This is a genomic window from Clostridium sp. Marseille-Q7071, assembly GCF_965112025.1.
In genome coordinates this window covers 2322943-2344461 of sequence record NZ_CBCOPR010000001.1, presented here as the reverse complement: position 1 = coordinate 2344461, position 21519 = coordinate 2322943, and the positions used below count along the sequence as shown (strand labels likewise).

At 29.3% G+C, this 21519-nt stretch carries 22 protein-coding genes; all 22 read right to left on the bottom strand.

Going from position 1 to position 21519, the window contains the following annotated elements; all coding sequences use genetic code 11:
- Positions 1-9 precede the first annotated feature (9 nt).
- Positions 10-501: a rod shape-determining protein MreD gene (mreD, locus tag ACWPW7_RS10965; protein ID WP_454053532.1), complete on the bottom strand. Its 492-nt coding sequence runs from the start codon at positions 499-501 to the stop codon at positions 10-12.
- Between the two features lie 9 nt (positions 502-510).
- Positions 511-1362, bottom strand: coding sequence for a rod shape-determining protein MreC (gene mreC / locus ACWPW7_RS10960; RefSeq protein WP_291560152.1), 852 nt, complete (start codon positions 1360-1362; stop codon positions 511-513).
- Positions 1363-1364: 2 nt separating this feature from the next.
- Positions 1365-2375 (bottom strand): rod shape-determining protein, encoded by a 1011-nt coding sequence (locus tag ACWPW7_RS10955; RefSeq protein WP_039632012.1) that lies wholly within the window; start codon positions 2373-2375, stop codon positions 1365-1367.
- 22 nt (positions 2376-2397) lie between these two features.
- Positions 2398-3081 (bottom strand): RadC family protein, encoded by a 684-nt coding sequence (gene radC, locus ACWPW7_RS10950; protein WP_291560156.1) that lies wholly within the window; start codon positions 3079-3081, stop codon positions 2398-2400.
- A 15-nt stretch (positions 3082-3096) separates the two neighbouring features.
- Positions 3097-3675 (bottom strand): Maf-like protein, encoded by a 579-nt coding sequence (locus ACWPW7_RS10945; RefSeq protein WP_454055497.1) that lies wholly within the window; start codon positions 3673-3675, stop codon positions 3097-3099.
- A 9-nt stretch (positions 3676-3684) separates the two neighbouring features.
- On the bottom strand, positions 3685-3945 hold the full coding sequence (locus tag ACWPW7_RS10940; RefSeq protein ID WP_291560160.1) for a DUF4321 domain-containing protein: 261 nt from the start codon (positions 3943-3945) through the stop codon (positions 3685-3687).
- 474 nt (positions 3946-4419) lie between these two features.
- A complete protein-coding gene (locus tag ACWPW7_RS10935; RefSeq protein WP_454053531.1) occupies positions 4420-5133 on the bottom strand; it encodes an SPOR domain-containing protein in 714 nt (237 codons plus the stop codon).
- 99 nt (positions 5134-5232) lie between these two features.
- A complete protein-coding gene (locus ACWPW7_RS10930) occupies positions 5233-5826 on the bottom strand; it encodes a C40 family peptidase (protein ID WP_454053530.1) in 594 nt (197 codons plus the stop codon).
- A 601-nt stretch (positions 5827-6427) separates the two neighbouring features.
- Positions 6428-6889 (bottom strand): hypothetical protein, encoded by a 462-nt coding sequence (locus tag ACWPW7_RS10925; RefSeq protein ID WP_291560166.1) that lies wholly within the window; start codon positions 6887-6889, stop codon positions 6428-6430.
- 215 nt (positions 6890-7104) lie between these two features.
- Positions 7105-7707, bottom strand: a complete 603-nt coding sequence (locus ACWPW7_RS10920; RefSeq protein WP_291560168.1) for a superoxide dismutase — start codon at positions 7705-7707, stop codon at positions 7105-7107.
- Positions 7708-7972: 265 nt separating this feature from the next.
- Entirely contained in the window at positions 7973-8953 is a 981-nt protein-coding gene (locus tag ACWPW7_RS10915) for a tyrosine-type recombinase/integrase (protein WP_454053529.1), read from the bottom strand.
- 68 nt (positions 8954-9021) lie between these two features.
- Positions 9022-9279 (bottom strand): HPr family phosphocarrier protein, encoded by a 258-nt coding sequence (locus tag ACWPW7_RS10910; protein WP_454053528.1) that lies wholly within the window; start codon positions 9277-9279, stop codon positions 9022-9024.
- Between the two features lie 28 nt (positions 9280-9307).
- Positions 9308-10501, bottom strand: coding sequence for a pyridoxal phosphate-dependent aminotransferase (locus ACWPW7_RS10905; protein WP_454053527.1), 1194 nt, complete (start codon positions 10499-10501; stop codon positions 9308-9310).
- 667 nt (positions 10502-11168) lie between these two features.
- Entirely contained in the window at positions 11169-11429 is a 261-nt protein-coding gene (locus tag ACWPW7_RS10900) for a stage V sporulation protein S (RefSeq protein WP_291560176.1), read from the bottom strand.
- A 149-nt stretch (positions 11430-11578) separates the two neighbouring features.
- On the bottom strand, positions 11579-13132 hold the full coding sequence (gene rny, locus ACWPW7_RS10895; protein ID WP_291560178.1) for a ribonuclease Y: 1554 nt from the start codon (positions 13130-13132) through the stop codon (positions 11579-11581).
- Between the two features lie 498 nt (positions 13133-13630).
- Positions 13631-14665 carry a recombinase RecA gene (recA, locus tag ACWPW7_RS10890; RefSeq protein ID WP_454053526.1) on the bottom strand — a complete coding sequence of 345 codons (1035 nt, stop codon included), beginning with the start codon at positions 14663-14665 and terminating at the stop codon, positions 13631-13633.
- Positions 14666-14829: 164 nt separating this feature from the next.
- Positions 14830-15372: a CDP-diacylglycerol--glycerol-3-phosphate 3-phosphatidyltransferase gene (gene pgsA, locus ACWPW7_RS10885; RefSeq protein WP_454053525.1), complete on the bottom strand. Its 543-nt coding sequence runs from the start codon at positions 15370-15372 to the stop codon at positions 14830-14832.
- A 51-nt stretch (positions 15373-15423) separates the two neighbouring features.
- Complete coding sequence (rimO, locus tag ACWPW7_RS10880; RefSeq protein WP_454053524.1) at positions 15424-16749, bottom strand: 30S ribosomal protein S12 methylthiotransferase RimO; 1326 nt, start codon at positions 16747-16749, stop codon at positions 15424-15426.
- Between the two features lie 39 nt (positions 16750-16788).
- On the bottom strand, positions 16789-19125 hold the full coding sequence (locus ACWPW7_RS10875) for a DNA translocase FtsK 4TM domain-containing protein (protein WP_454053523.1): 2337 nt from the start codon (positions 19123-19125) through the stop codon (positions 16789-16791).
- A gap of 85 nt (positions 19126-19210) precedes the next feature.
- The gene (locus ACWPW7_RS10870) at positions 19211-19936 is read right to left on the bottom strand and encodes a ClpP family protease (protein WP_396152799.1); all 726 of its coding nucleotides are present in this window, start codon (positions 19934-19936) and stop codon (positions 19211-19213) included.
- Positions 19937-19993: 57 nt separating this feature from the next.
- A complete protein-coding gene (dapG, locus tag ACWPW7_RS10865; protein ID WP_454053522.1) occupies positions 19994-21181 on the bottom strand; it encodes an aspartate kinase in 1188 nt (395 codons plus the stop codon).
- 14 nt (positions 21182-21195) lie between these two features.
- Positions 21196-21471 carry a YlmC/YmxH family sporulation protein gene (locus ACWPW7_RS10860; protein ID WP_039631987.1) on the bottom strand — a complete coding sequence of 92 codons (276 nt, stop codon included), beginning with the start codon at positions 21469-21471 and terminating at the stop codon, positions 21196-21198.
- Between the last annotated feature and the right edge of the window lie 48 nt (positions 21472-21519).

Here is a 21519-nt window from a genome sequence, read left to right as displayed (position 1 = left end):
ATCACTATCCTAAAATCTCCAATCTTTCTTCATAAATTTTGTTTCAGAAAGTTTGTAAACATATCTATATAAAATTATAGATAAAATCATATTATATATGCTTACATATAGTGCTGTTTGTATATTAACTTTTATCTTTAATAAATAAAACAAGCTAAACATCATAACTCCTTTTAAAATACTAAGAAAAAAAGTTGAAATTATTGGAACAAAGGATTTTTCTTTAAATATGCTTTTACCAATTTGTGCTGCAATATAGCAAGTAAGCATATTACTAAGCATATTAATTCCTAATCCATTAAATAAATAAATATCTTGTAGTGCACCGGCAAATATACCTAAAATAATTGCCTCTACTGGACCATTTATTATTGAGTAGGAAATTATAAAAACAAATAAAATGCTGGGATAAATAGATTTAATAGCAATAAATGTACTTAATGTATTATCCAACATAGTAAGTCCAATACATATAAAAAATAGTGTTATTACTTTCTTCATTTTAATCACCTAATAGTTATATTTAACTTCTATAATGTCATCTGGTACTACTATTAATACTTGCTCCAAAGTATTAAAATCTACAGTTGGCTTTATTATTGCACTTTTCATTACAGCAGCTTTATCTTCCTTTACCTCTAACACAGTGCCTATTTTTATTCCTTTAGGATAAACTAATCCTAATCCTGAAGTTAAAATAGTATCTCCTTCTTTTATCTTAGAGCTAATTGAAAGCCCTGTAATTTCTGCAAGGAATTTTTCGTCATTTCCTCTGTATCCTTTTACAATGCCATCACTTTCTTTAGTTGATAATACATGTGCTGCAACAGCTATATTTTCATTACATAAAGACTGTACTATCGACCAATTGCTTCCTACAGAAGTGACTTGTCCTACTAACCCTTCTGCTGTAATTGCTACCATGCCTTTTTTAATTCCATCTTTGCTACCTCTATTTATAGTAAATCCATCTAAAAAGTTTTCTCCACTTAATCCTTTAATATCAGCACCTATATATTTATACTCATTTTTAGAATTAGTGAAATTCAACATATTTCTTAATCTTTCATTTTCACTAGTGAGAATTTCATTTTCCGTTGACATTTGAGATAGTTTAATATTTTCCTCTTTTAACTTCTCATTTTCTTCTTTTATATTATTTATATTAGTAATAAAACTAAAGGAGTTTTTTATTTTATTTCCTATATTATAAACTACACTTTGGATACTATTTAAGGTATATCCAACACCATTTTCCACGAAAGACATTTTTTCTCTTTGAACACTATATCCAATAAGAAACAAAAAGCATACTGACAGTAGTATAACTATTACTGCCAGTTTATTCTTGAACTTTTTCAAAATTATCCTCTTTTTTCCATTATGTCTATATTATCTAGCGCTTTTCCAGCTCCTATAGCCACACAATCTAGTGGAATGTCAGCTACATTTACTGGCATATGAGTTTCGTGGTAAATTAATGCGTCTATTCCTCTTAACAATGCGCCTCCACCAGTTAACATTATGCCTTTGTCCATAATATCTGCTGCAAGCTCCGGTGGTGTTTTTTCAAGTGTAGTTTTTATTGAGTCAATTATAGAGTATACGGGTTCTTTTAATGCTTCTCTAACTTCACTTTCATTGATTTCTGTCACTTTTGGCAATCCAGAAATTAAATCTCTTCCTTTAATCTCCATAGTTCTTTCTTCTTCACCTAAATCGAAGGCAGAACCTAATTCTATTTTTATTGCTTCAGCTGTACGTTCACCTATCATTAAACTATACTGTTTTTTTATGTAAGCTATTATTGCCTTATCTAACTCATCACCAGCAACTCTTAGAGATTTACTAGTTACTATTCCGCCAAGAGAAATAATAGCTACTTCTGTAGTTCCTCCACCAATATCTACAATCATACTACCTGTTGGTTCATCAACTGGAAGTCCAGCACCTATAGCTGCCGCCATTGGTTCTTCTAAAAGACAAGCAAATCTAGCACCTGCACTTTTTGTTGCTTCTTCTATAGCTCTTTTTTCTACTTCAGTTACTCCTGAAGGAAAAGAAACTACTATTCTTGGGCTTTTAAATCCATTTTTTGCCCCCGCTTTTTCAATAAAGCTTCTTAACATTTTTTCAGTAACGTCAAAGTCAGCAATAACTCCATCTCGCATTGGTCTTATAGCCACAATGTTACCTGGAGTTCTTCCGATCATTTGTTTAGCTTCATTTCCTACAGCTAAAACCCTGTTCGTCTTTTTATTTATAGCCACAACTGATGGCTCTCTTAACACTATTCCTTTTCCTTTTACATAAACTAACGTATTAGCAGTCCCTAAATCTATTCCCATATCTCTTGATTTAGCAAAAAATCCCATATACTTTTTTCTCCTTTCGTTTCTATAAAAATGCTCTTTCTTTTAAGCTAACATAAATACCATTCCCAATTATAATATGGTCTAAAACCTCTATGCCTAGTATCTTTCCACATTCTTTAAGTCTATTTGTAATACTGATATCTTCTTTACTTGGAGTAGGATCTCCTGATGGATGGTTGTGACAAATAATTATTGAAGCGCTACTATTTTTTATAGCTTCTAAAAATACTTCCCTAGGATGAACAATAGAACTATTTAAGCTACCAACAGATATATGCTTTACAGATATAACTACATTTTTGCTATTAAGCATTATTAACTTGAGATATTCTTTTTTTAAATATCTCATATCTTCCATGACATATTCTGCTGCTGATTTAGCACTGGTTATTCTATATTCATCACCAGACTTAAAGGTTTTAAAACGCTTTGAAATTTCTGATAGCGCTATAAGTTGTGCTGCCTTAGCTTCCCCTATACCACACAAACTTAAAAAGTCTTGAGTATCGCAACTAAGGAGTCCATTTAATCCATTACAGTCTGATATTATTCTATTGCATAAACTTAAAACATCTTCTTTCTGACTTCCTGTGCGCAAAATAATTGCTAAAAGTTCTGCATTAGATAGTGCATATGCACCATATCTAAAAAGTCTCTCACGAGGTCTTTCATTTTTAGGTAAATCTGTAAGTTTAAAGTTGTTCAAATATAACACTTCCTTTTAAAGATTTACCCCCATCTCCATAAGTAAAGTATTCAACCTATTTAAAGGTAAGCCTACCACATTATAATAACAGCCATTAATGCCTTCTACAAATGTTGCTGCTCTACCTTGTATACCATAAGCCCCTGCTTTGTCTAGAGGGTCTCCAGTTTTTACATATTTCTCTATAGCTTCATTACTTAGTTTTGAAAATTTAACTTCTGTACAAACAGCATCAAATTTCATATTATTAGTTTTTGTATCTAAAACTATTATACCGGAGTATACTTTATGAGTTTTGTTACTAAGCATTTTAAGCATGATAATAGCATCCTCTTCATTTTTTGGTTTTCCCAATACCTTGCCATCACTATACACTATAGTGTCACAAGCAATTACAAGAGAATGTTCATTTAGCTTTTTAAGTATATTAAAAGCCTTTCCTTTTGCTAAGTTAATAACATACTCTTCGCAATTATTATCAAAGCTTATAGTGCTTTCATCAAAGTCACTAACAATCACTTCAAAATTCTCTATAATTCTAGTTAAAAGTTCTTTTCTTCTTTCTGAAGCTGATGCCAGTATAATCTTCATAATTGTTCACTCCTAATATTTTCTAAATAATATTATTGCCAATATTACACAAATAATAGACATTAAATTAATATTAAAATAGATACCAAAAGTTATCCCTATTACCTTTAAGTCTAACAAAAAAGGATCACTTAGTCCAATGGAATAAGATCTTCCTAATATATCTAAAAACCTAACGCTTTTAGATAACACTTCCCCAATAAAACTACCAGAAATGGCTGCCAGTAGTATAACAAAAATGTATTCTCTGGTTTTCCTTTCTGAATTTTTCAATTTATATCCCCCATTTATTTCTTTATCTTATATAGTGTATCATTTAATAAAATGATTAACAAGTCTATAATATAGTTTTTAGAAAAATTTTCTGTTCCTTAATTTGGTTTTTAAGGTATCAAATAGGACAGATTAAAAATGACTAAAAGTCATGTTTTGTCAATTCATAATTCACAATGGGCAGTTCGCAATTATGGAAACTTCTCCCTATATAAGAGAAGTTTAAAATTAATTTGTTTTTTGAATCCATAGGGTCATTTCTTATAAAAGACTGACAATGAAGTTCCTAGTAAAAAATATATTAAAAAATTAATTAGTAAAAAATTAATTTTAACCATAATTGCAATTCTCTATTATTTAAGTTGTAAATTGAAATACTCAAAGAAATAGCTATATTAAACTATATATTAGTTTTTCTATTTTTACATTTACAAATATAAAAATAGAACAGGCTATACCTGTTCTACCATTTAACTAGTTATTTTTAAATTTTATTAGTTTATTATATATATATATATTCATCTCTTCTGATTTTTTCTTGTCCACTTCCTCTGGAAGAGAAGCTATATAACTTTTTATTTCTTTAACATCATTATATGAACGAGTATCCTCCTTCAAATTTTCTAAAGAAGACACCCACTTTTTTAATTCAGTAGTTTTTATAGATTTAACTTGTGCATCTGATGTTTTATTTATTACCTTTAATTCAGCCTCTACAATTTTACTTAGTTCAACTATAGATAAATCCTCATAAGGCAAAGTTATTACTATTTTAGCATTTGGAATCTTATTTCCATTTAATTTTTCTATAACTTTATCACAATCATTTCCAGTATATATACCTTGATACACTTTATAAGTATTATCTTGTTCTACAACGAAAGGGCTACCAAAAGAGTTTAACTGACTTTTTAATTTATCAGCATTTTCTTTTACTTTAAATACACCACATTGAACTAGTATAAAGTCACTACTTTTAATATTTTTCTCTGCACCTTTAGTTTCTTCATTTTTCTTTTCTTTTTTTGTTTCTGTAATCTCTTTATTACCTTTTTTTAAATCATCCCTAGAAGTAAACTTATTAAAGAGCATAATAGTTAATAACAATGCGATTAACATTATAATTAAAAGATAAAGTAAATTATTATTTTTTTTCTTAGGTTTTATATTATATCTTGTGTATTTCATTTTATTACCCTCCTATAACCTATAAATACTTGTCCTTAATTTATATTCATAGTTTATGGGGATTATGATAAAAAACCGACATCACTGTCGGTTTAAATTCTAAAAGATTCTTCTTGCACCTACATATCTAGTGGAATAATACTCTTCTCCTAAATCGCTTATTATTACTCTTCCAGTTCCTGAAGCTGCATGTATAAATTGGCCATTACCCATATATATTCCTACATGAGATACAGAGTATCCATCAGTATTAAAAAATACTAAATCTCCTGGTTCTAAAACTGACCTTGAAACGCCCTTACCATATCTTATCTGTGAACCAGTATAATGTGGTAAGTCTATACCATAATTACTAAAAACATACTTTGTAAATCCTGAACAATCAAAAACTTCTGGTCCAGTTGCTGCCCAAACATATGGACTTCCAAGCTTAGTAGAAGCTAAATCTACTATATCATAAGCAACCTCTGGTGTAGATTCACTCCCGCCTCTGGATAGCCTCTTGCTTTCTAATGTTCTATTTGGAACTTTTATTGTTTTATCTGTTGATAAATTAGCTGAACGTAATATTATTTCATTTTTCTTTTTAGGTGTTTCAGTAGCTTGTACACTTTTGCAATTTATTAAAGTAATTGCAAATATAAACAACATTAAATTCAATAACAACCCACAGGTTTTCTTCATATTTAGCATAAACTTTCCCCCTAAAGACTAATAGCTATATACATTAATAACCTTAAAATAAATGCCTCTAAATCAATATATAACGTTATCATATAATGTTCTAAGGTTAATTACTGTATAATATATATTATATTTAGTAAATTTTAACTTAAAGACATTATAAATTATTAAACTATATCTAGTCAACTTTTTTATTAAGACAAATATTCCTAAATAAGTATATATTTCAAAATAATGTTGTTATATTTTAATCTATAAAAGCATATATTTATAGATTTACTCCTTTCAAATTCAATCTATATATCTATATAATTATGTTATTGATTATTTGAATTTCCACCTTATATAACACGAATTGGCTATTGACAATGGAGAATTATTGATACTTCTCTTTTATAAGAGAAGTTTTAAGTTTATTTATTTTTAAAGTGACAGAGCCACTTTTATTAAAAAATCTATTTGAAGAAACTAATTTATAAAATTAATTTCCATCATAATTGTCTATTTTCAATTCTCAATTGATTAAAGTTGTAAATTGAAATACTCAAGGGTGCAGTTACACTTTTAAATATGTAAAAAAATAATGAGTAGCATAATGCTACTCATTATTTTAACTATACATGAGAGTTAATCTTACTATTCTTCTCACAAAATTTCTTGCTCTCATATATGGAACTCCTTTAGACTCTAAGAATCTAAATATACCTGGATTATTTCTTTCTATTCTATTAACTATTCTATCAATTTTCAAATAATTATATCCAGGATATCCTTGTGCTGTTTTTAGATTATTATCTAAAAAATCTAAATTTTCATTTACATTTCCTCTTAAATCTTCTTCTTCATCAAAAACTTTAAATTCGTTATCTTCTTCATCCATAATCCATGGCATAGGTGTTATAAATCCTATAGGATTACTTCTTTGCATTGGCATAATTCCCATCATACAATACATAGCAGCAAATTCTTCCATCTCTTTAGACATGCTCGTATTATTCATAGGCTCTATAGGAACAAACTCATATTCCTGAACTCCATCCCCATCAAGATTTCTTTCATTATTTGAATACATTATGATACCCCCATATTTATATTAGAGATCAAAAAATAAATAACTAGTAAATAGACCACTCTATTTTGTGAATGGTACCTCAACAAAATTTCCTGATATCAAGACTATTAAGGACGCTTCCCCACATATTTGATATAAAACATTCATTTTATGTTCCTTCACTAGTTATTCCATTTCAGACTCCTTACATTAAAATCTATGTGCAATCCTATAAATTAATTCAACATTTTTCTTAATGCAACCATCCTATTATTCACAACTCTCCAATCAATGTTATTCATAAAAACTTCAATATATTTCTTTCTATCAATTCCAAAATCAATCATATATGCATGCTCGTAAACATCTAAAACAAGTAATGGATAAGCATTCCATATAGGTCCACAATCATGACTATCCAGTCCATATACATGAAGTTTTTTATCTATAGGCTCATATGCAAGTACTACCCATCCCCTAACTGCTAAACCTGCATTTTTAAACAATTTTTCAAAAAAATCATAACTACCAAAACTTTCGATTATTGCCTCATAAACACATGATGATATACCCTTTACTTCTCCATTCATGTTTTCAAAATAAAGCTCGTGAAGCTTAACTCCATCTAATGCAAAACTCTGAGCTACTAAAAGACTTCTATAGGGGCTGAAAGTAGCATTTGTTCCTTCAAAATCCCTTTGCTCCCTTATACCACTCCATATTTTGTTAACATTCGTTACATATCCTTCGTATAATTTATAATGTTGTTCTAATTGATTTAGGCTTATTCCTTTAATACTTTTAAAATTAAAAGTTTTAGGACTTAATTTCTCCTCCATTATACACTCTCCTAAATTATTACTTTATGCATCAACAAATAAACAATTAATCATTAATTAATATTATTTAATTTTGCATATGACTAATCACTCTATTTTAGACGCTTTAATACATTATATTTAATTTGTTCCTTTAAAATACATGAAATTTACTTCTATTAGGATTATGTTGTAATTTTGAAGTTTTTTGTTAGTGAAGAGAAAGAAGTTATTATATTATTTTTATATACAATTAAAGCTAATATACTTTAATTGTATATTAGCTTTAAAGAATATCTATAATATCCCCTGCATTATTTTTTAATTTATCTATGGAGTGAATATATCTATTTGTAGTTGCTAAATTTTTATGTCCTGCAAATTCCCTTACTTTTTCTATAGTTGCACCTTCTGTTATAGCTAGTGTTATAGCAGTATGTCTCGTAGAGTGAACTTTTAAATCTTTATTTATATTTGCATTTTTGCAAATTTGCTTAATTATATAATTTAAGCTGCTAGGATTTAATTTTTCCTTTTTTAAACTATTTTTAGAATGACCTAAGAACAGATATTCATCCCAATTTTTTTTAAAATCTCTATTACTCTCTTCAACATATCGTTTTATTAGATTTAATACCCCTTTTTGAATTTTTATTATATCTTTAATATTACCTTTTCTAGTTATGTTAATAACATCATAACCTCCATAGGTAGTTACATCTTTTAGTTTTATGTTTATAATTTCTGATTTTCTTAAGGCTGTAGTCAATGCTAATGACATTATAGCTTTATTCCTAATTCCTATTATATTAGTAGTATCTATACTTTGAAGCAAAATTTTACATTCTTCTTTTGTTAAAAATTCTGTGTCCTTATTGTTTATGACTGGCTTTTCTTCTTTTAAATTGCCAAAAGGATTATATTTTATAAGTTCACTTCTTGTACTATTATCTTGAAATTTTAATAACCATTTATAAAGTGCACTTAATGATGAAATTTTTCTATTTATAGTAGCAGAAGAAAATTTCTTAGAACTTAATTCTAAAATATAATTTTGAGCATCAAATATAGTTACTGCTCTAATGTGATTAATTGTTATATCTTCAACATATTCTACTTTAAAAAAATCTTTAATATCTCTCTCGTAACTTTTAGCAGTATATTTGCTTTTATTGGCTTTTAAATCTAAAAAATATCTTATAAAATTTTTATCATTAAATAAATTAGTTATTCTCTGCTCATTTTTAATAATAATATCGTTATTCATATCTATCACCTAATGTCTATAACTTAATAAAAACTGCTAACAAACGTCAGCAGCTTTTATTGTGTTAATTATTCGAAGCTCTCTATTAAGTCACAAATGCTTCCTAGCGCCTTTTCTTTATCACTACCTTTAGCTGAAACAGTAATCTTATAATCTTTATTTATACCTAAAGATAGTATTCCTATCAAGCTTTTGGCGTTAGCGCTTTTTCCATTGTACTCAATATTTATATTTGATTTGAAAGATGAAGCTACTCTAACTAACAGTGTAGCTGGTCTTGCATGTAACCCTTGTGGGTTTTTTACAATAACATCCTTTGATATCACTAGCATCACCTCTATAGTTTATTTAAAACTACCCTATGCTATTTACAAATTTTTCAATTCTATCTAATCCATTTTTAATGTTATCCATAGATGTTGCATAAGATAATCTTATAAAGTTATCAACTCCAAAAGCTATTCCTGGTACAACTGCAACTTTTTCTTTCTCTAATAATAAATCGGAGAAAGTTAAGGAATCTTTAATTATTTTTCCATCAAATTCCTTACCTAAAATTTTGCTTATGTTAACCATAACATAGAAAGCTCCTTCTGGTTTAACACAAGATAAGTTGTTTATTGAGTTAATTCTATCAACCATAAAATCTCTTCTTGCTTTAAATTGTTTTTTCATGTTTTCAACTTCACTTTGATCTCCATTTAAAGCTTCTACTGAAGCATATTGAGATATTGAACAAGGATTTGAAGTTGTATGACTTTGAATATTAGACATAAGCTTAGTTATCTCTTCGCTAGTTGCAACGTATCCTATTCTCCAACCAGTCATAGCATATGCTTTAGAAACTCCGTTAATAACTATTGTTCTATTATACGCGTCTTCTGAGATACTTGCAATTGAAATATGTCCTTCTACTCCATATAATAATTTTTCGTATATTTCATCTGATATTATTAATATATCTTTTTCTTTGGCAAACTCAGCAAGTTTTACTAATTCTTCTTTAGTATAAACAGTTCCTGTTGGATTATTAGGACTATTTAATATAAACGCTTTTGTTTTATTTGTTGTAGCTTTTTCTAATGCTTCAACTGTTAATTTGAAAGCGTTTTCTTCTTTAGTGTCTACGAATACAGCTTTACCGTCAGCTAATTGAATAAGTTCAGGATAACTTACCCAGTATGGTGCTCCTACTAATACTTCATCTCCAGGATTTAGTATTGCTTGTAATGCGTTTGCTAAACATTGTTTAGCTCCAGTTGAAATTACTATTTGAGAAGGTTTGTAAATTAAATTATTATCTACTTTAAATTTGTTTACTATAGCATCTTTAAGCTCTGTTATTCCTGAAGCAGCTGTATATCTTGTTAATCCCTCTTGCATAGCTTTTATGCCAGCCTCTTGAATGTTTTTTGGAGTATTAAAATCTGGCTCTCCTGCACCAAAGCCTATTACATCTATGCCATCTGCTTTCATTTTTTTAGCTTTAGCTGTTATTGCTAAAGTTAATGATGGAGAAATTTGCATAGCTTTATTTGATAATTTCATAGTTACTACCCCCAAAATTTTCATAATTTTATAAGTTATTTGCATACTCCCCTTCATATTTCAATAAAATGAAGGATATACGTCATATCATCTATAATATATCATTTATTATACTCAGTGTAAATAATTTTATAAGGCATATTTTGACTATTTATCAAAATAAAGATTATATTTTAAAATTAAATTTATATATAAATATATTTCACAAAAATAATAAAAGAATTTTAACATGAAATTTAAAATATTATGTAAATTACTTTTTAATCTAAAGTTATTATATAGGGATGTACTACTTGAAAAGCTAATGTATATTCAAATTTAGTTACGCCCTTAAATATTTCAATTCATAACTTAAAACAATTCACAATTAACGTTGAAATTAGTTTTAATCAAACTAATTTCTTTAATGGATTTTTTACTAGTAATACACTTGATGTTCTTTATAAGAAGTGACCACATCACTTCAAAAACAAATCAATTCTAAATTTCTCGGCTTCTGCTGAGAAATATCGATAATTGTGAATTTAATAGTTTTAATTATAATACTAAAAATCACCAATTATTTTCACATATATGTTAATCTTAGAAATAGTATATATAATATGGTTCAAACAAAAAAGACATGGCTTTATAATTCATGTCTTTCTTTTATGTAAATTAATTAATTTTATCTAGGCTGAACAATTAATCTTATTGCTGTTCTTTCTTCTCCTTCAATCTCTATATCTGTAAATGCTGGAATACAAACTAAATCTACTCCACTTGGTGCTACAAACCCTCTAGCTATTGCTACTGATTTTATAGCTTGGTTAAGAGCTCCTGCACCGATAGCTTGGATTTCAGCCACACCTTTTTCTCTTAAAACACCTGCTAATGCTCCTGCTACTGAATTTGGACTTGATTTTGCTGAAACTTTTAATACCTCCATGATTAACCTCCTATAAGTAAACATTCTATTGTGATAATATATAATTCTACAATAATCAAAAAAATCCTCTTAAATTTTGAATAAAATTAAAATTTCCAAAATTTAAGAAGATTATTTTTTTCATTTTTATTTTAAATTTCTACTTTTTACTATTTTGCATACTCAATAGCACGGGTTTCTCTGATTACATTAACTTTAATTTGACCTGGATATTCAAGTTCACTCTCTATTTTCTTAACAATATCCCTAGCCACTTCAATAGCTCCTGCATCATCAATTTCTTCTGGTTTAATCATAATTCTAATTTCTCTTCCAGCCTGAATGGCATATGACTTTTCAACGCCTTCATAAGAATTTGCAATTTCTTCAAGTTTTTCTAATCTCTTAATATAAGCTTCCAATGTTTCTCTTCTCGCACCTGGCCTTGCAGCAGAAATAGCATCAGCTGCTTGAACTAATACGGCTTCTAAAGATTGAGATTCTACATCACCATGATGAGCTGCTATAGCATTTACAACTATTGGCGATTCATGATATTTCTTAGCAAGTTCTGCACCTATTAATGCATGTGGTCCTTCAACTTCATGGTCTACAGCTTTACCAATGTCATGTAACAATCCGCATCTTTTTGCCAATGTCGGATCCATGCCAAGTTCTGATGCCATAAGTCCTGCTAAATAAGCAACCTCAACGGAATGCTTTAATACATTTTGACCATAACTTGTTCTGTACTTCAGTCTTCCTAATAATTTTAATATTTCAATATGTAGACCGTGTACACCTGTTTCAAAGGTAGCTTGTTCTCCTTCTTCCTTAATATCATTATCAACATCTTTCTTAGCTTTTTCTACCATTTCTTCAATTCTTGCTGGATGTATCCTTCCATCTACTATAAGCTTCTCTAAAGCTATTCTTGCAACTTCTCTTCTTATTGGATCAAATCCTGAAAGAATTACCGCTTCTGGAGTATCATCAATAATTAAATCTACTCCTGTAAGGGTTTCAAGAGCTCTAATATTTCTACCCTCTCTACCTATTATTCTTCCTTTCATCTCATCATTTGGAAGAGAAACCACGTGCACAGTAGACTCTGCAACATGATCTGCAGCACATCTTTGAATAGCATATGTTATGATTTCTCTAGCTTTTTTATCAGCCTCTTCTTTAGCTTTTTGTTCAACTTCTTTAATCATAACTGCTGCTTCATGCTTAACTTCTTTTCTTACTTCGTCTAGTAAAATCTGCTTTGCCTCATCAGATGTAAGACCTGATAATCTCTCTAATTCCTCTCTCTGCTTAGTATACAAATCTTGTATACTTGACTCTAATATTTCAACTTCTTGTTGTTTTTTATTTAGATTTTCCTCTTTTTTCTCTAATACTGCATTCTTTTTATCTAAAGATTCTTCTCTTTGAATAGTTCTTCTTTCAAGTCTCTGAACTTCATTTCTTCTCTCTCTAGATTCTTTTTCAAGATCAGTTCTCAATCTGTGAACTTCCTCTTTAGCCTCAAGTATAGCTTCTTTCTTTTTAGATTCGGCATCTTTTTTAGCTTCTTCTATAATTTTTCTAGCTTCTTCTTCTGACTTTGCAATATTAGCTTGTGATATATTTTTTCTAGTATAAACAACAACAAAAATTCCAATGAAAATAACAATTAATACAATACCTATCCCTAATAACATGTTTATGTTTGTATCCATTGTATGTTAACACCTCCTTTGCTCATTTTAATATCTATTTGGATTGAAAATGAAAGCTAGAAAAGGTGTCATATTTTATTCAATTGGTAGCAATTACATTTATGCTAAACCAGTATTTGTATTTATTTTATATTACTTTCTATATAATGTCAAGTTGCTTGGTATGCTACAAACAGGTAAAATATATACTTTTTTATAATATTAAAATTATATCCAATTATTCATATATATATTCAAAACTATTGAAAGATAAAAGAAAAATAACCAAATAATTACATATTTTTTATTGTACATTTATGGGTATTTCTTCTTTGTTATTGACCAGCTATTTTTGCTATCTTTTAACCTAATTATACAACATTTTAATGCATAGAAAATATTATCTTTTAAAAAATTATATATTCTATTAAATAATTATAATTATTTTGACATACATTAATTTTTAAGCTGATATCATTATAAAATTTTTTAAAAAACAAAAGTAGCAAGAAACACTTGCTACTTTTCACCATCTTTTTTTTCTACTAAAATTTCTTCTTTATATAAAGGTAAGGTATACTTTTCTCTTATTCTATTTTCTATCTCTAATCTTAATTCAGGATTTTCTTTAAAATAGTTCTTAGCATTTTCTCTACCTTGACCTAATCTTGTATCACCATAAGAGAACCATGCACCACTTTTCTGAACTATTTCCTCTTTAACTGCTATATCTAGAACGTCTCCTTCTCTTGAGATTCCCTCACCATACATGATATCGAATTCTGCTTGTTTAAATGGAGGCGCAACTTTATTTTTAGTTATTTTAACCCTAGTTCTATTTCCTAAAAATTCATCACCTTGTTTAATAGTATCAATTTTTCTTACATCCATTCTAACTGATGCATAGAATTTAAGTGCTCTTCCACCTGGAGTAGTTTCAGGATTTCCAAACATTACTCCAACTTTTTCTCTAAGTTGATTTATAAATATAGTGACACATTTTGATTTATTTATAGATCCTGCTAATTTTCTAAGTGCTTGTGACATAAGTCTAGCTTGAAGTCCAACATGAGAATCTCCCATTTCTCCTTCAATTTCTGCTTTTGGTACAAGAGCTGCAACGGAGTCTACAACTACAACATCTACTGCACCTGAACGAACCAATGCCTCAGTTATTTCAAGTCCTTGTTCTCCAGTGTCAGGTTGAGAAACTATTAAATTATCTATATCAACGCCTAAAGCTTTGGCATATACTGGATCTAATGCGTGCTCTGCATCTATAAAAGCTGCCACACCTCCAGCTTTTTGAGCCTCTGCAACAATATGTAGCGCTACTGTTGTTTTACCTGAAGACTCTGGTCCGAATATCTCTACAATTCTTCCTCTAGGTACTCCGCCTATTCCTAATCCTATATCTAATCCTAGACATCCTGTAGATATTGAATCTAAATTAAGTACACTGTTTTCTCCAAGCTTCATTACTGAACCTTTACCAAATTGTTTTTCTATCTGTCCCATAGCTGCTTCTAAGGCTTTTAACTTTTCACTATTCATATATCTCCCCTTAAGGGTCCACCATCCTTTCACTTACCGAACATTTGTTCTATTTATATTATACAATATATTATTTGATAGGTCAACTAAAAGAATATAGTAAGAAGTTCCTACTCTACAGGCAGGAACTCCTTTTTTATAATTGCCATTTTAAATATTTTTAATCACTTATCCATTTTAATCACATCTACATTTTTGTAGAAATAATCTATACCAGATACTATAGTTATTATAACCGCTAACGTCATTGATATCACTGTTATTATTTTAATAATCCAACTATTATAGCTTAATGTTATTAATCCTGCTATTATTGCTATTATTTGTATTACAGTTTTAGCCTTTCCCCAGTTGCTAGCTGCAATTACTATACCTTCTGATGCAGCTAATGTTCTAAGGCCGGATACAGCAAATTCTCTTGCAATTATTATCATAGCTACCCATCCTGGTATTACTTGTAACTCAACTAAAGAAACCAGTGCAGAAGTTACTAGTAACTTGTCTGCTAAAGGATCCATAAACTTTCCAAAGGTAGTTACTTGATTTCTGCTTCTAGCTATGTATCCATCAAGCTTATCTGTTAATGATGCTACTACAAAGACTATGGTAGCCAAAATTGTTCCTAAAGAAGTATTTAATGCTATAAACACTAAGAATATAGGAACCAATAATATTCTTATCACTGTAAGTTTATTTGCAAGATTCATATGACACAACTCCTATTTAAACAAAATTTTATAGAATAAATATGAATATCTTTACTGTAGAACAACTCCTATTAAATCATATTCTAATGCCCTTATAATCTCCACGTCAATAAATTGACCTATCTTTATATTATTATCATTTTCAATAAAAATTTCACCATCTATTTCAGGAGCCATTTCATAACTTCTTCCAATATACATTTTATCTTCTTTATTTTCTATCAATACAGTGTATATTTTACCTACCCTATTTTTATTTAACTCCTTAGAAATCTGTTGTTGAAGAGCCATAAGCTCATGATATCTCATTTCCTTTATTTCATTATCAATTTGTTCATCCATATCAGCCGCAGCAGTTCCCTCTTCCTGTGAATAAGTAAATACGCCTAGCTTATCAAATTTGATTTTTTTAATAAAATCTTTAAGCTCTTCAAAGTCTTCTTCCCTTTCTCCTGGAAATCCTACTATAAGCGATGTTCTTAAAACTACGTTAGGAACCTTAGCCCTTAATTTGTTTATATTATCAGTTATAGTTTTATTTCTTCCTTTTCTTCTCATACTTTTTAGTATCTTATCACTTATATGTTGTATAGGTATATCAATATATTTACAAACTTTATCATTGCTTGCTATTTCATCTATTATTTCATCTGTTAACTCTTCAGCATAACAATATAATATACGAATCCATTTGATGCTTTTTATCTGAGATAACTGATTTAATAATATGTGTAGTTTCTTTTCACCATATATATCTATGCCATAACTTGTAGTATCTTGTGCAACTAAAATTAATTCTTTATAACCATTTATAGCAAGTACTGATGCTTCCTTTAAAATATCTTCTATAGTCCTACTCCTATACTTACCTCTTATATTAGGTATAGCACAATAAGCACATTGGTTATTGCAGCCTTCGGATATCCTTATATAAGCTGTAGTTCCTCCCGTTGTAACTACTCTTTTTCCAATGTTAATATTAGAATCACTATAGCTTGTATAGGCTACTTTTTTATTATTTTTTAATACATCTTCTATACTGTCATTTAATTTATCATAATCATTTACCCCTAATATTATATCAAGCTCAGGTATAAGCTTTAAAAGTTCACTCCCATATCTCTGAGTTAAACATCCTGTAGCTATAAGTACTTTGCAATTATGATCTTCTTTATATTTTGCCATTTCAAGTATAGTATCTATAGATTCCTGCTTAGAGCTCTCAATGAATCCACAAGTGTTTATTATTATAATATCTGCATTATTAGGTTCATTTATAACTTCAAATTTTTCTTTTATATTTCCTATAATAATTTCCGAGTCAATTCTATTTTTATCACAACCTAAGTTTACTACTCCAACTTTCAATTTATCCACTAGTTTTCCTCCTATATTTTTCTTTATAGTATAAGGTTATCACTCTTCATATTCCTCTTTACTTAAAAGAACCTGTCTTGGCTTACTTCCATTCTTTCCAGAAATAATACCTCTTTCCTCCATCTGCTCTATTATTCTCGCTGCTCTATTATATCCTATTTTTAATCTTCTCTGCAATAGAGAGGTAGATGCCTGTTCCGTATCTATAACTATTTTTATAGCCTCATTTAAAAGCTCATCACAATCATCACTTTTAGGCCTAGCCCCTTCTTCTATCTCTTCAATAATGTGATCTTCATATTGATGTTCTTCTACTTGATTTTTAATAAATGTTACTACTCTCTCTACTTCCTCTTCAGACACAAATGCTCCCTGTATCCTAACAGGCTTTGCTTCTCCTACAGGATAAAATAGCATGTCTCCTTTACCAAGTAATTTTTCTGCTCCCGATGAATCAAGTATAGTTCTTGAGTCTATTTGGCTTGATACGGCAAAAGAAATTCTTGAAGGTATATTTGCTTTAATAACTCCAGTAATTACGTCTACAGACGGTCTTTGAGTAGCTATAACTAAATGCATACCCGCTGCTCTAGCCATCTGTGCTAATCTGCCTATATAGTCCTCAACATCATTAGGACAAACCATCATAAGATCTGCAAGCTCATCAATTATAATTACTATCCAAGGTAGCTTTTCTTCAATAATACCCTTATTTGCCATTTCATTGTAACCTTCAATGTTTCTTACGTTATTATCTGCAAATATCTTATATCTTCTTGTCATTTCATTTACTGCCCAACTTAATGCACTAGCTGCTTTTTTAGGATCTGTAACTACAGGAATTAATAAATGTGGTATTCCGTTATAAATATTAAGTTCAACAACTTTAGGATCTATAAGTAATAATTTAACCTCATCTGGAGAATACTTATATAGTAAACTCATAAGTAAGGTATTTATACACACACTTTTACCTGATCCTGTTGCCCCTGCTACTAGCATATGAGGCATTTTTGTTAAGTCAGAAACAATAGAATGTCCACCTATATCCTTACCTAGACAAAAGGCTAAGTTCTTATTAGAACTTATAAATTCTTCAGACTCAATAACTTCTCTTAAATATACTGGTGTTAATTCTCTATTAGGTACCTCTATTCCTACTGCTGCCTTACCTGGAATTGGTGCTTCTATTCTAACTCCTGAGGATGCTAAGTTTAAAGCTATATCATCAGATAAATTAACAATTTTACTTACTTTTACTCCAGCACTAGGTTGAAGCTCAAATCTAGTTACAGATGGACCTTTTGTAACTTGTATAACCTTTGCCTCTACTCCAAAACTTAAAAGAGTTTCTTGTAACTTACTTGCGCTATTTAATAAATCCTTTTTATCTCCTTTTTTAAGTTGATTATGTTCATTTTTATAAAGTAAATCCACATCAGGAGATTTATATTCAAAGTTTTTATTACTATTTAAAGTGCTAATATGAATTTCTTCCTCTAATTCATTAGTAAAAGCTTTATCAGTAATAGAGGACTTTTCTTTTTTTTCTTCTCTAATGTTATTTTGTATAGAATCCTTTTCACTTTTACTATTATCATCTATCTCTGTAGATTTTAAGAAATCTATAATTTTTATTTTATGGTTTGTATCAACTTTTGATATAGAATTTTCTTCGATGATGTTTTCTTTTAACTCCTCATTCACAAGTATCTTTCCATCAGTTTTTAATTTATTTTCTCTTGAGCTATCTTTTTTATTCACAATCTCTGAAATCATATCTTTGATAGTTATGTCCTTGATTAAAGTTATAGAAATTATATATACTGCAATAAAAATTATGTAACTTCCTAGTTTTCCAAAAAGCTTATATAGTGGAACTGATAAAAAGTACCCTATAATTCCACCATGAAGTATACTACTAGAATTATAAATCTTTTCTACTCCTACCATAATATTATCTTTTACATAATAATTAGATAAAACAGTCATTTGTATAAACAATAAGCTATTAATAATGAATAAAACTATTCCATAAAACCTCTTAGTAAAAGCAATATTACCACTTTTAATTATATAACTAGCTCCTATAAATATACAAAAGGCAGGCATTACATATGCACCTAAGCCTATTAGTCCTACAAATAATTTATAAATAAATAATCCTATCATACCAGATAATGATGATTGATTGGAAAATATAGTAGAGCCTAAACTAAGTAACATTAATATGCCTATAGTTATAAGTATAATTCCCGAAACCTCCGAGTGGCCTTTTTCATTAGTATATCTCTTATCAGATTTTCCATTATCTTTAGACCTACTTCTTTTTTGAGATTTTTTGCTCTTTTCTTTATCAATGTTATTTTTAGCCACCGTATCACCTCCAAATTAATTATTTCTACAAATATGATAATATTTCCTTTTAAATAAATTCAATAAAAAATAGGTCAAAATCGACCTATTTCTCATCAATAAGTTCATTTAATTTGTGCAACGCTTGAGATATTCCTCCAACTTCATCAATAATTCCGCATTCAACTGCTTGTTTCCCTATTAATATAGTTCCCATATCGTTTAATAATTCGTCAGTTTCAGCCATCATGCCTCTTAATTCCTCTGCACTTATTTTAGAAGTTCTTGTTATAAATTCAATAATTCGTTCTTGCATTTTTCTAAAATAGTCAAAAGTTTGAGGTACACCTATTACTAAACCATTCATTCTTATGGGATGAACAATCATAGTAGCACTAGGCGAAATAAATGAATAGCTCGATGAAGTTGCTAGCGGAACTCCTATGGAATGACCTCCCCCAATTACCAAAGACACTGTTGGTTTTGACAGACTATTTATCATTTCCGCAATTGCCAGCCCTGCCTCTACATCTCCCCCAACAGTGTTTAATATTACAAGTATACCCTTAACTTTTTCATCTCTTTCCATTGCTACTAATTGAGGTATAACATGTTCATATTTAGTTACTTTTGTTTGAGGTGACCCCATACTATGACCTTCTATTTGTCCTATTATAGGTAGTATTTGTATACTGTCATCGCCACTAGCCACATTAAGTACTCCTAACTCCTTAATATTTTGAACTCCTTCATTGGGCTTTGATTCTTCTTCATTTTTAGTTATCTCTTCACTTTTTATTTTCTTTTCAGTATTTTTATCTGCCATAATCATTCCTCCTAAATATACATTTCTATTTTGTACATTTAGAGGAAATCATATACTTAATTATCATAAATTAAATTCTTTATGAAGTACATTAATAGCCAATTCTGTATATGGAGCTTCTACTAAGCACCATATGGTCATATGAGAGTCTGCTGTTTGTAGTACTTCTATTTTTTCTTTCGTTAATGTTTTTAAAATTCTAGCCATAACTCCCGGCATTCCCCTCATCTTAGAACCTATTATAGCAATCTTACTACAATTTTCAATATATGAGCATTGTAAATTTATCTCATTTGTAATCTCCTTAAACTTATCTAAATCATTTAATGCTATAGTAAATATTTTTTGTTTAGGAAAGACATTAATAAGATCAATACTTATACCTTTTTCTGCTATTATGTCAAACAATTCAACATAACTATCACTATTATTATCCGCAACAGTAATTTGCACTCTATCTTTTACATGAGTAATTCCAGTAATAATACTTTGTGAATCATCTTCTATATGATTAGTAATGAAGGTTCCATCACAGTCACTAAGAGTGTTTTTAATAACTAATGGTATATTATACTTTTTAGATATCTCAACAGCCCTAGGATGAATAACTTTAGCCCCCTGATATGCAAATTGACATACCTCATCATAGCTTATAGCTTTAATCAAAGTGGCATGAGATACTATTCTAGGATCAGCAGTCATTATACCATCTACATCTGTATAAATATGGATTTCTTCCGCCTTTAGCGCAGCTCCTAATATAGCAGCAGTAACATCACTTCCCCCTCTTCCAAGAGTAGTTAAATACCCTTCTTCACAAGTCCCTTGAAATCCTGCTACTACTGGTATCTTATCTTCATTTAGAAGTTTTAGTAATCTCTCAGTATCTACATCCATTATTGTAGCATTTCCATAATTATTATCTGTTTTAATTCCTGCAAGTCCTCCTGTTAGTGGTATGGCATTAAGATTATTATTGTATAACTCATTAGATATTACAGCAGTGCTTATAATTTCCCCACACCCTACCATTAAATCTGTAGCTAATAGGTTATTTCTTTTAAAATTCTCACTCAATAAACCTAATAATGTGTCTGTAGCATAAGGTTCTCCTTTTCTTCCCATGGCAGATACTACAACAACCGTCTTATATCCTTGTTCTATGGCACTAATTATTTTCTTTGCTACTAACTTTCTATTTCTTTCACTTGAAACAGAAGTTCCTCCAAATTTTTGTATGAGTATCTTCATTACTTCTCCCCCACTTAAATACGAGATTTTTTTAGTACCTCATTGTCTACATCTATTATAATAGTTCGAGAGCCAATTTTCTTCACATACTCCCAAGGTACTTCGATGAGCTCACTATTTTTAAAAAAACTAAAAGTAGCTTTACTATCGTTTAATATTAATAATTTTAATACACCACGTTCATCTATTACAATATCATTATTGCCTAAAAAATTGTATTTATCGCCGTCATTAATATTTATAATCTCGTATCTTTCCATTTCGCTTAAATACTTAATATTATCTTCCATAATATCACCTCTTATTATAATTCCCATAGAAATAATTATGAGAATTAA

Bases quoted from the DNA above. Each gene is read 5' to 3' on its own strand.
- ACWPW7_RS10860 (WP_039631987.1), bottom strand. From the start codon at position 21,471: ATGGAAGATAATATTAAGTATTTAAGCGAAATGGAAAGATACGAGATT.
- ACWPW7_RS10915 (WP_454053529.1), bottom strand. From the start codon at position 8,953: ATGAATAACGATATTATTATTAAAAATGAGCAGAGAATAACTAATTTA.
- ACWPW7_RS10930 (WP_454053530.1), bottom strand. From the start codon at position 5,826: ATGCTAAATATGAAGAAAACCTGTGGGTTGTTATTGAATTTAATGTTG.
- ACWPW7_RS10920 (WP_291560168.1), bottom strand. From the start codon at position 7,707: ATGGAGGAGAAATTAAGTCCTAAAACTTTTAATTTTAAAAGTATTAAA.
- ACWPW7_RS10935 (WP_454053531.1), bottom strand. From the start codon at position 5,133: ATGAAATACACAAGATATAATATAAAACCTAAGAAAAAAAATAATAAT.
- ACWPW7_RS10900 (WP_291560176.1), bottom strand. From the start codon at position 11,429: ATGGAGGTATTAAAAGTTTCAGCAAAATCAAGTCCAAATTCAGTAGCA.
- dapG (WP_454053522.1), bottom strand. From the start codon at position 21,181: ATGAAGATACTCATACAAAAATTTGGAGGAACTTCTGTTTCAAGTGAA.
- recA (WP_454053526.1), bottom strand. From the start codon at position 14,665: ATGAATAGTGAAAAGTTAAAAGCCTTAGAAGCAGCTATGGGACAGATA.
- rny (WP_291560178.1), bottom strand. From the start codon at position 13,132: ATGGATACAAACATAAACATGTTATTAGGGATAGGTATTGTATTAATT.
- ACWPW7_RS10870 (WP_396152799.1), bottom strand. From the start codon at position 19,936: ATGATTATGGCAGATAAAAATACTGAAAAGAAAATAAAAAGTGAAGAG.
- ACWPW7_RS10905 (WP_454053527.1), bottom strand. From the start codon at position 10,501: ATGAAATTATCAAATAAAGCTATGCAAATTTCTCCATCATTAACTTTA.
- mreD (WP_454053532.1), bottom strand. From the start codon at position 501: ATGAAGAAAGTAATAACACTATTTTTTATATGTATTGGACTTACTATG.
- pgsA (WP_454053525.1), bottom strand. From the start codon at position 15,372: ATGAATCTTGCAAATAAACTTACAGTGATAAGAATATTATTGGTTCCT.
- ACWPW7_RS10955 (WP_039632012.1), bottom strand. From the start codon at position 2,375: ATGGGATTTTTTGCTAAATCAAGAGATATGGGAATAGATTTAGGGACT.
- ACWPW7_RS10925 (WP_291560166.1), bottom strand. From the start codon at position 6,889: ATGTATTCAAATAATGAAAGAAATCTTGATGGGGATGGAGTTCAGGAA.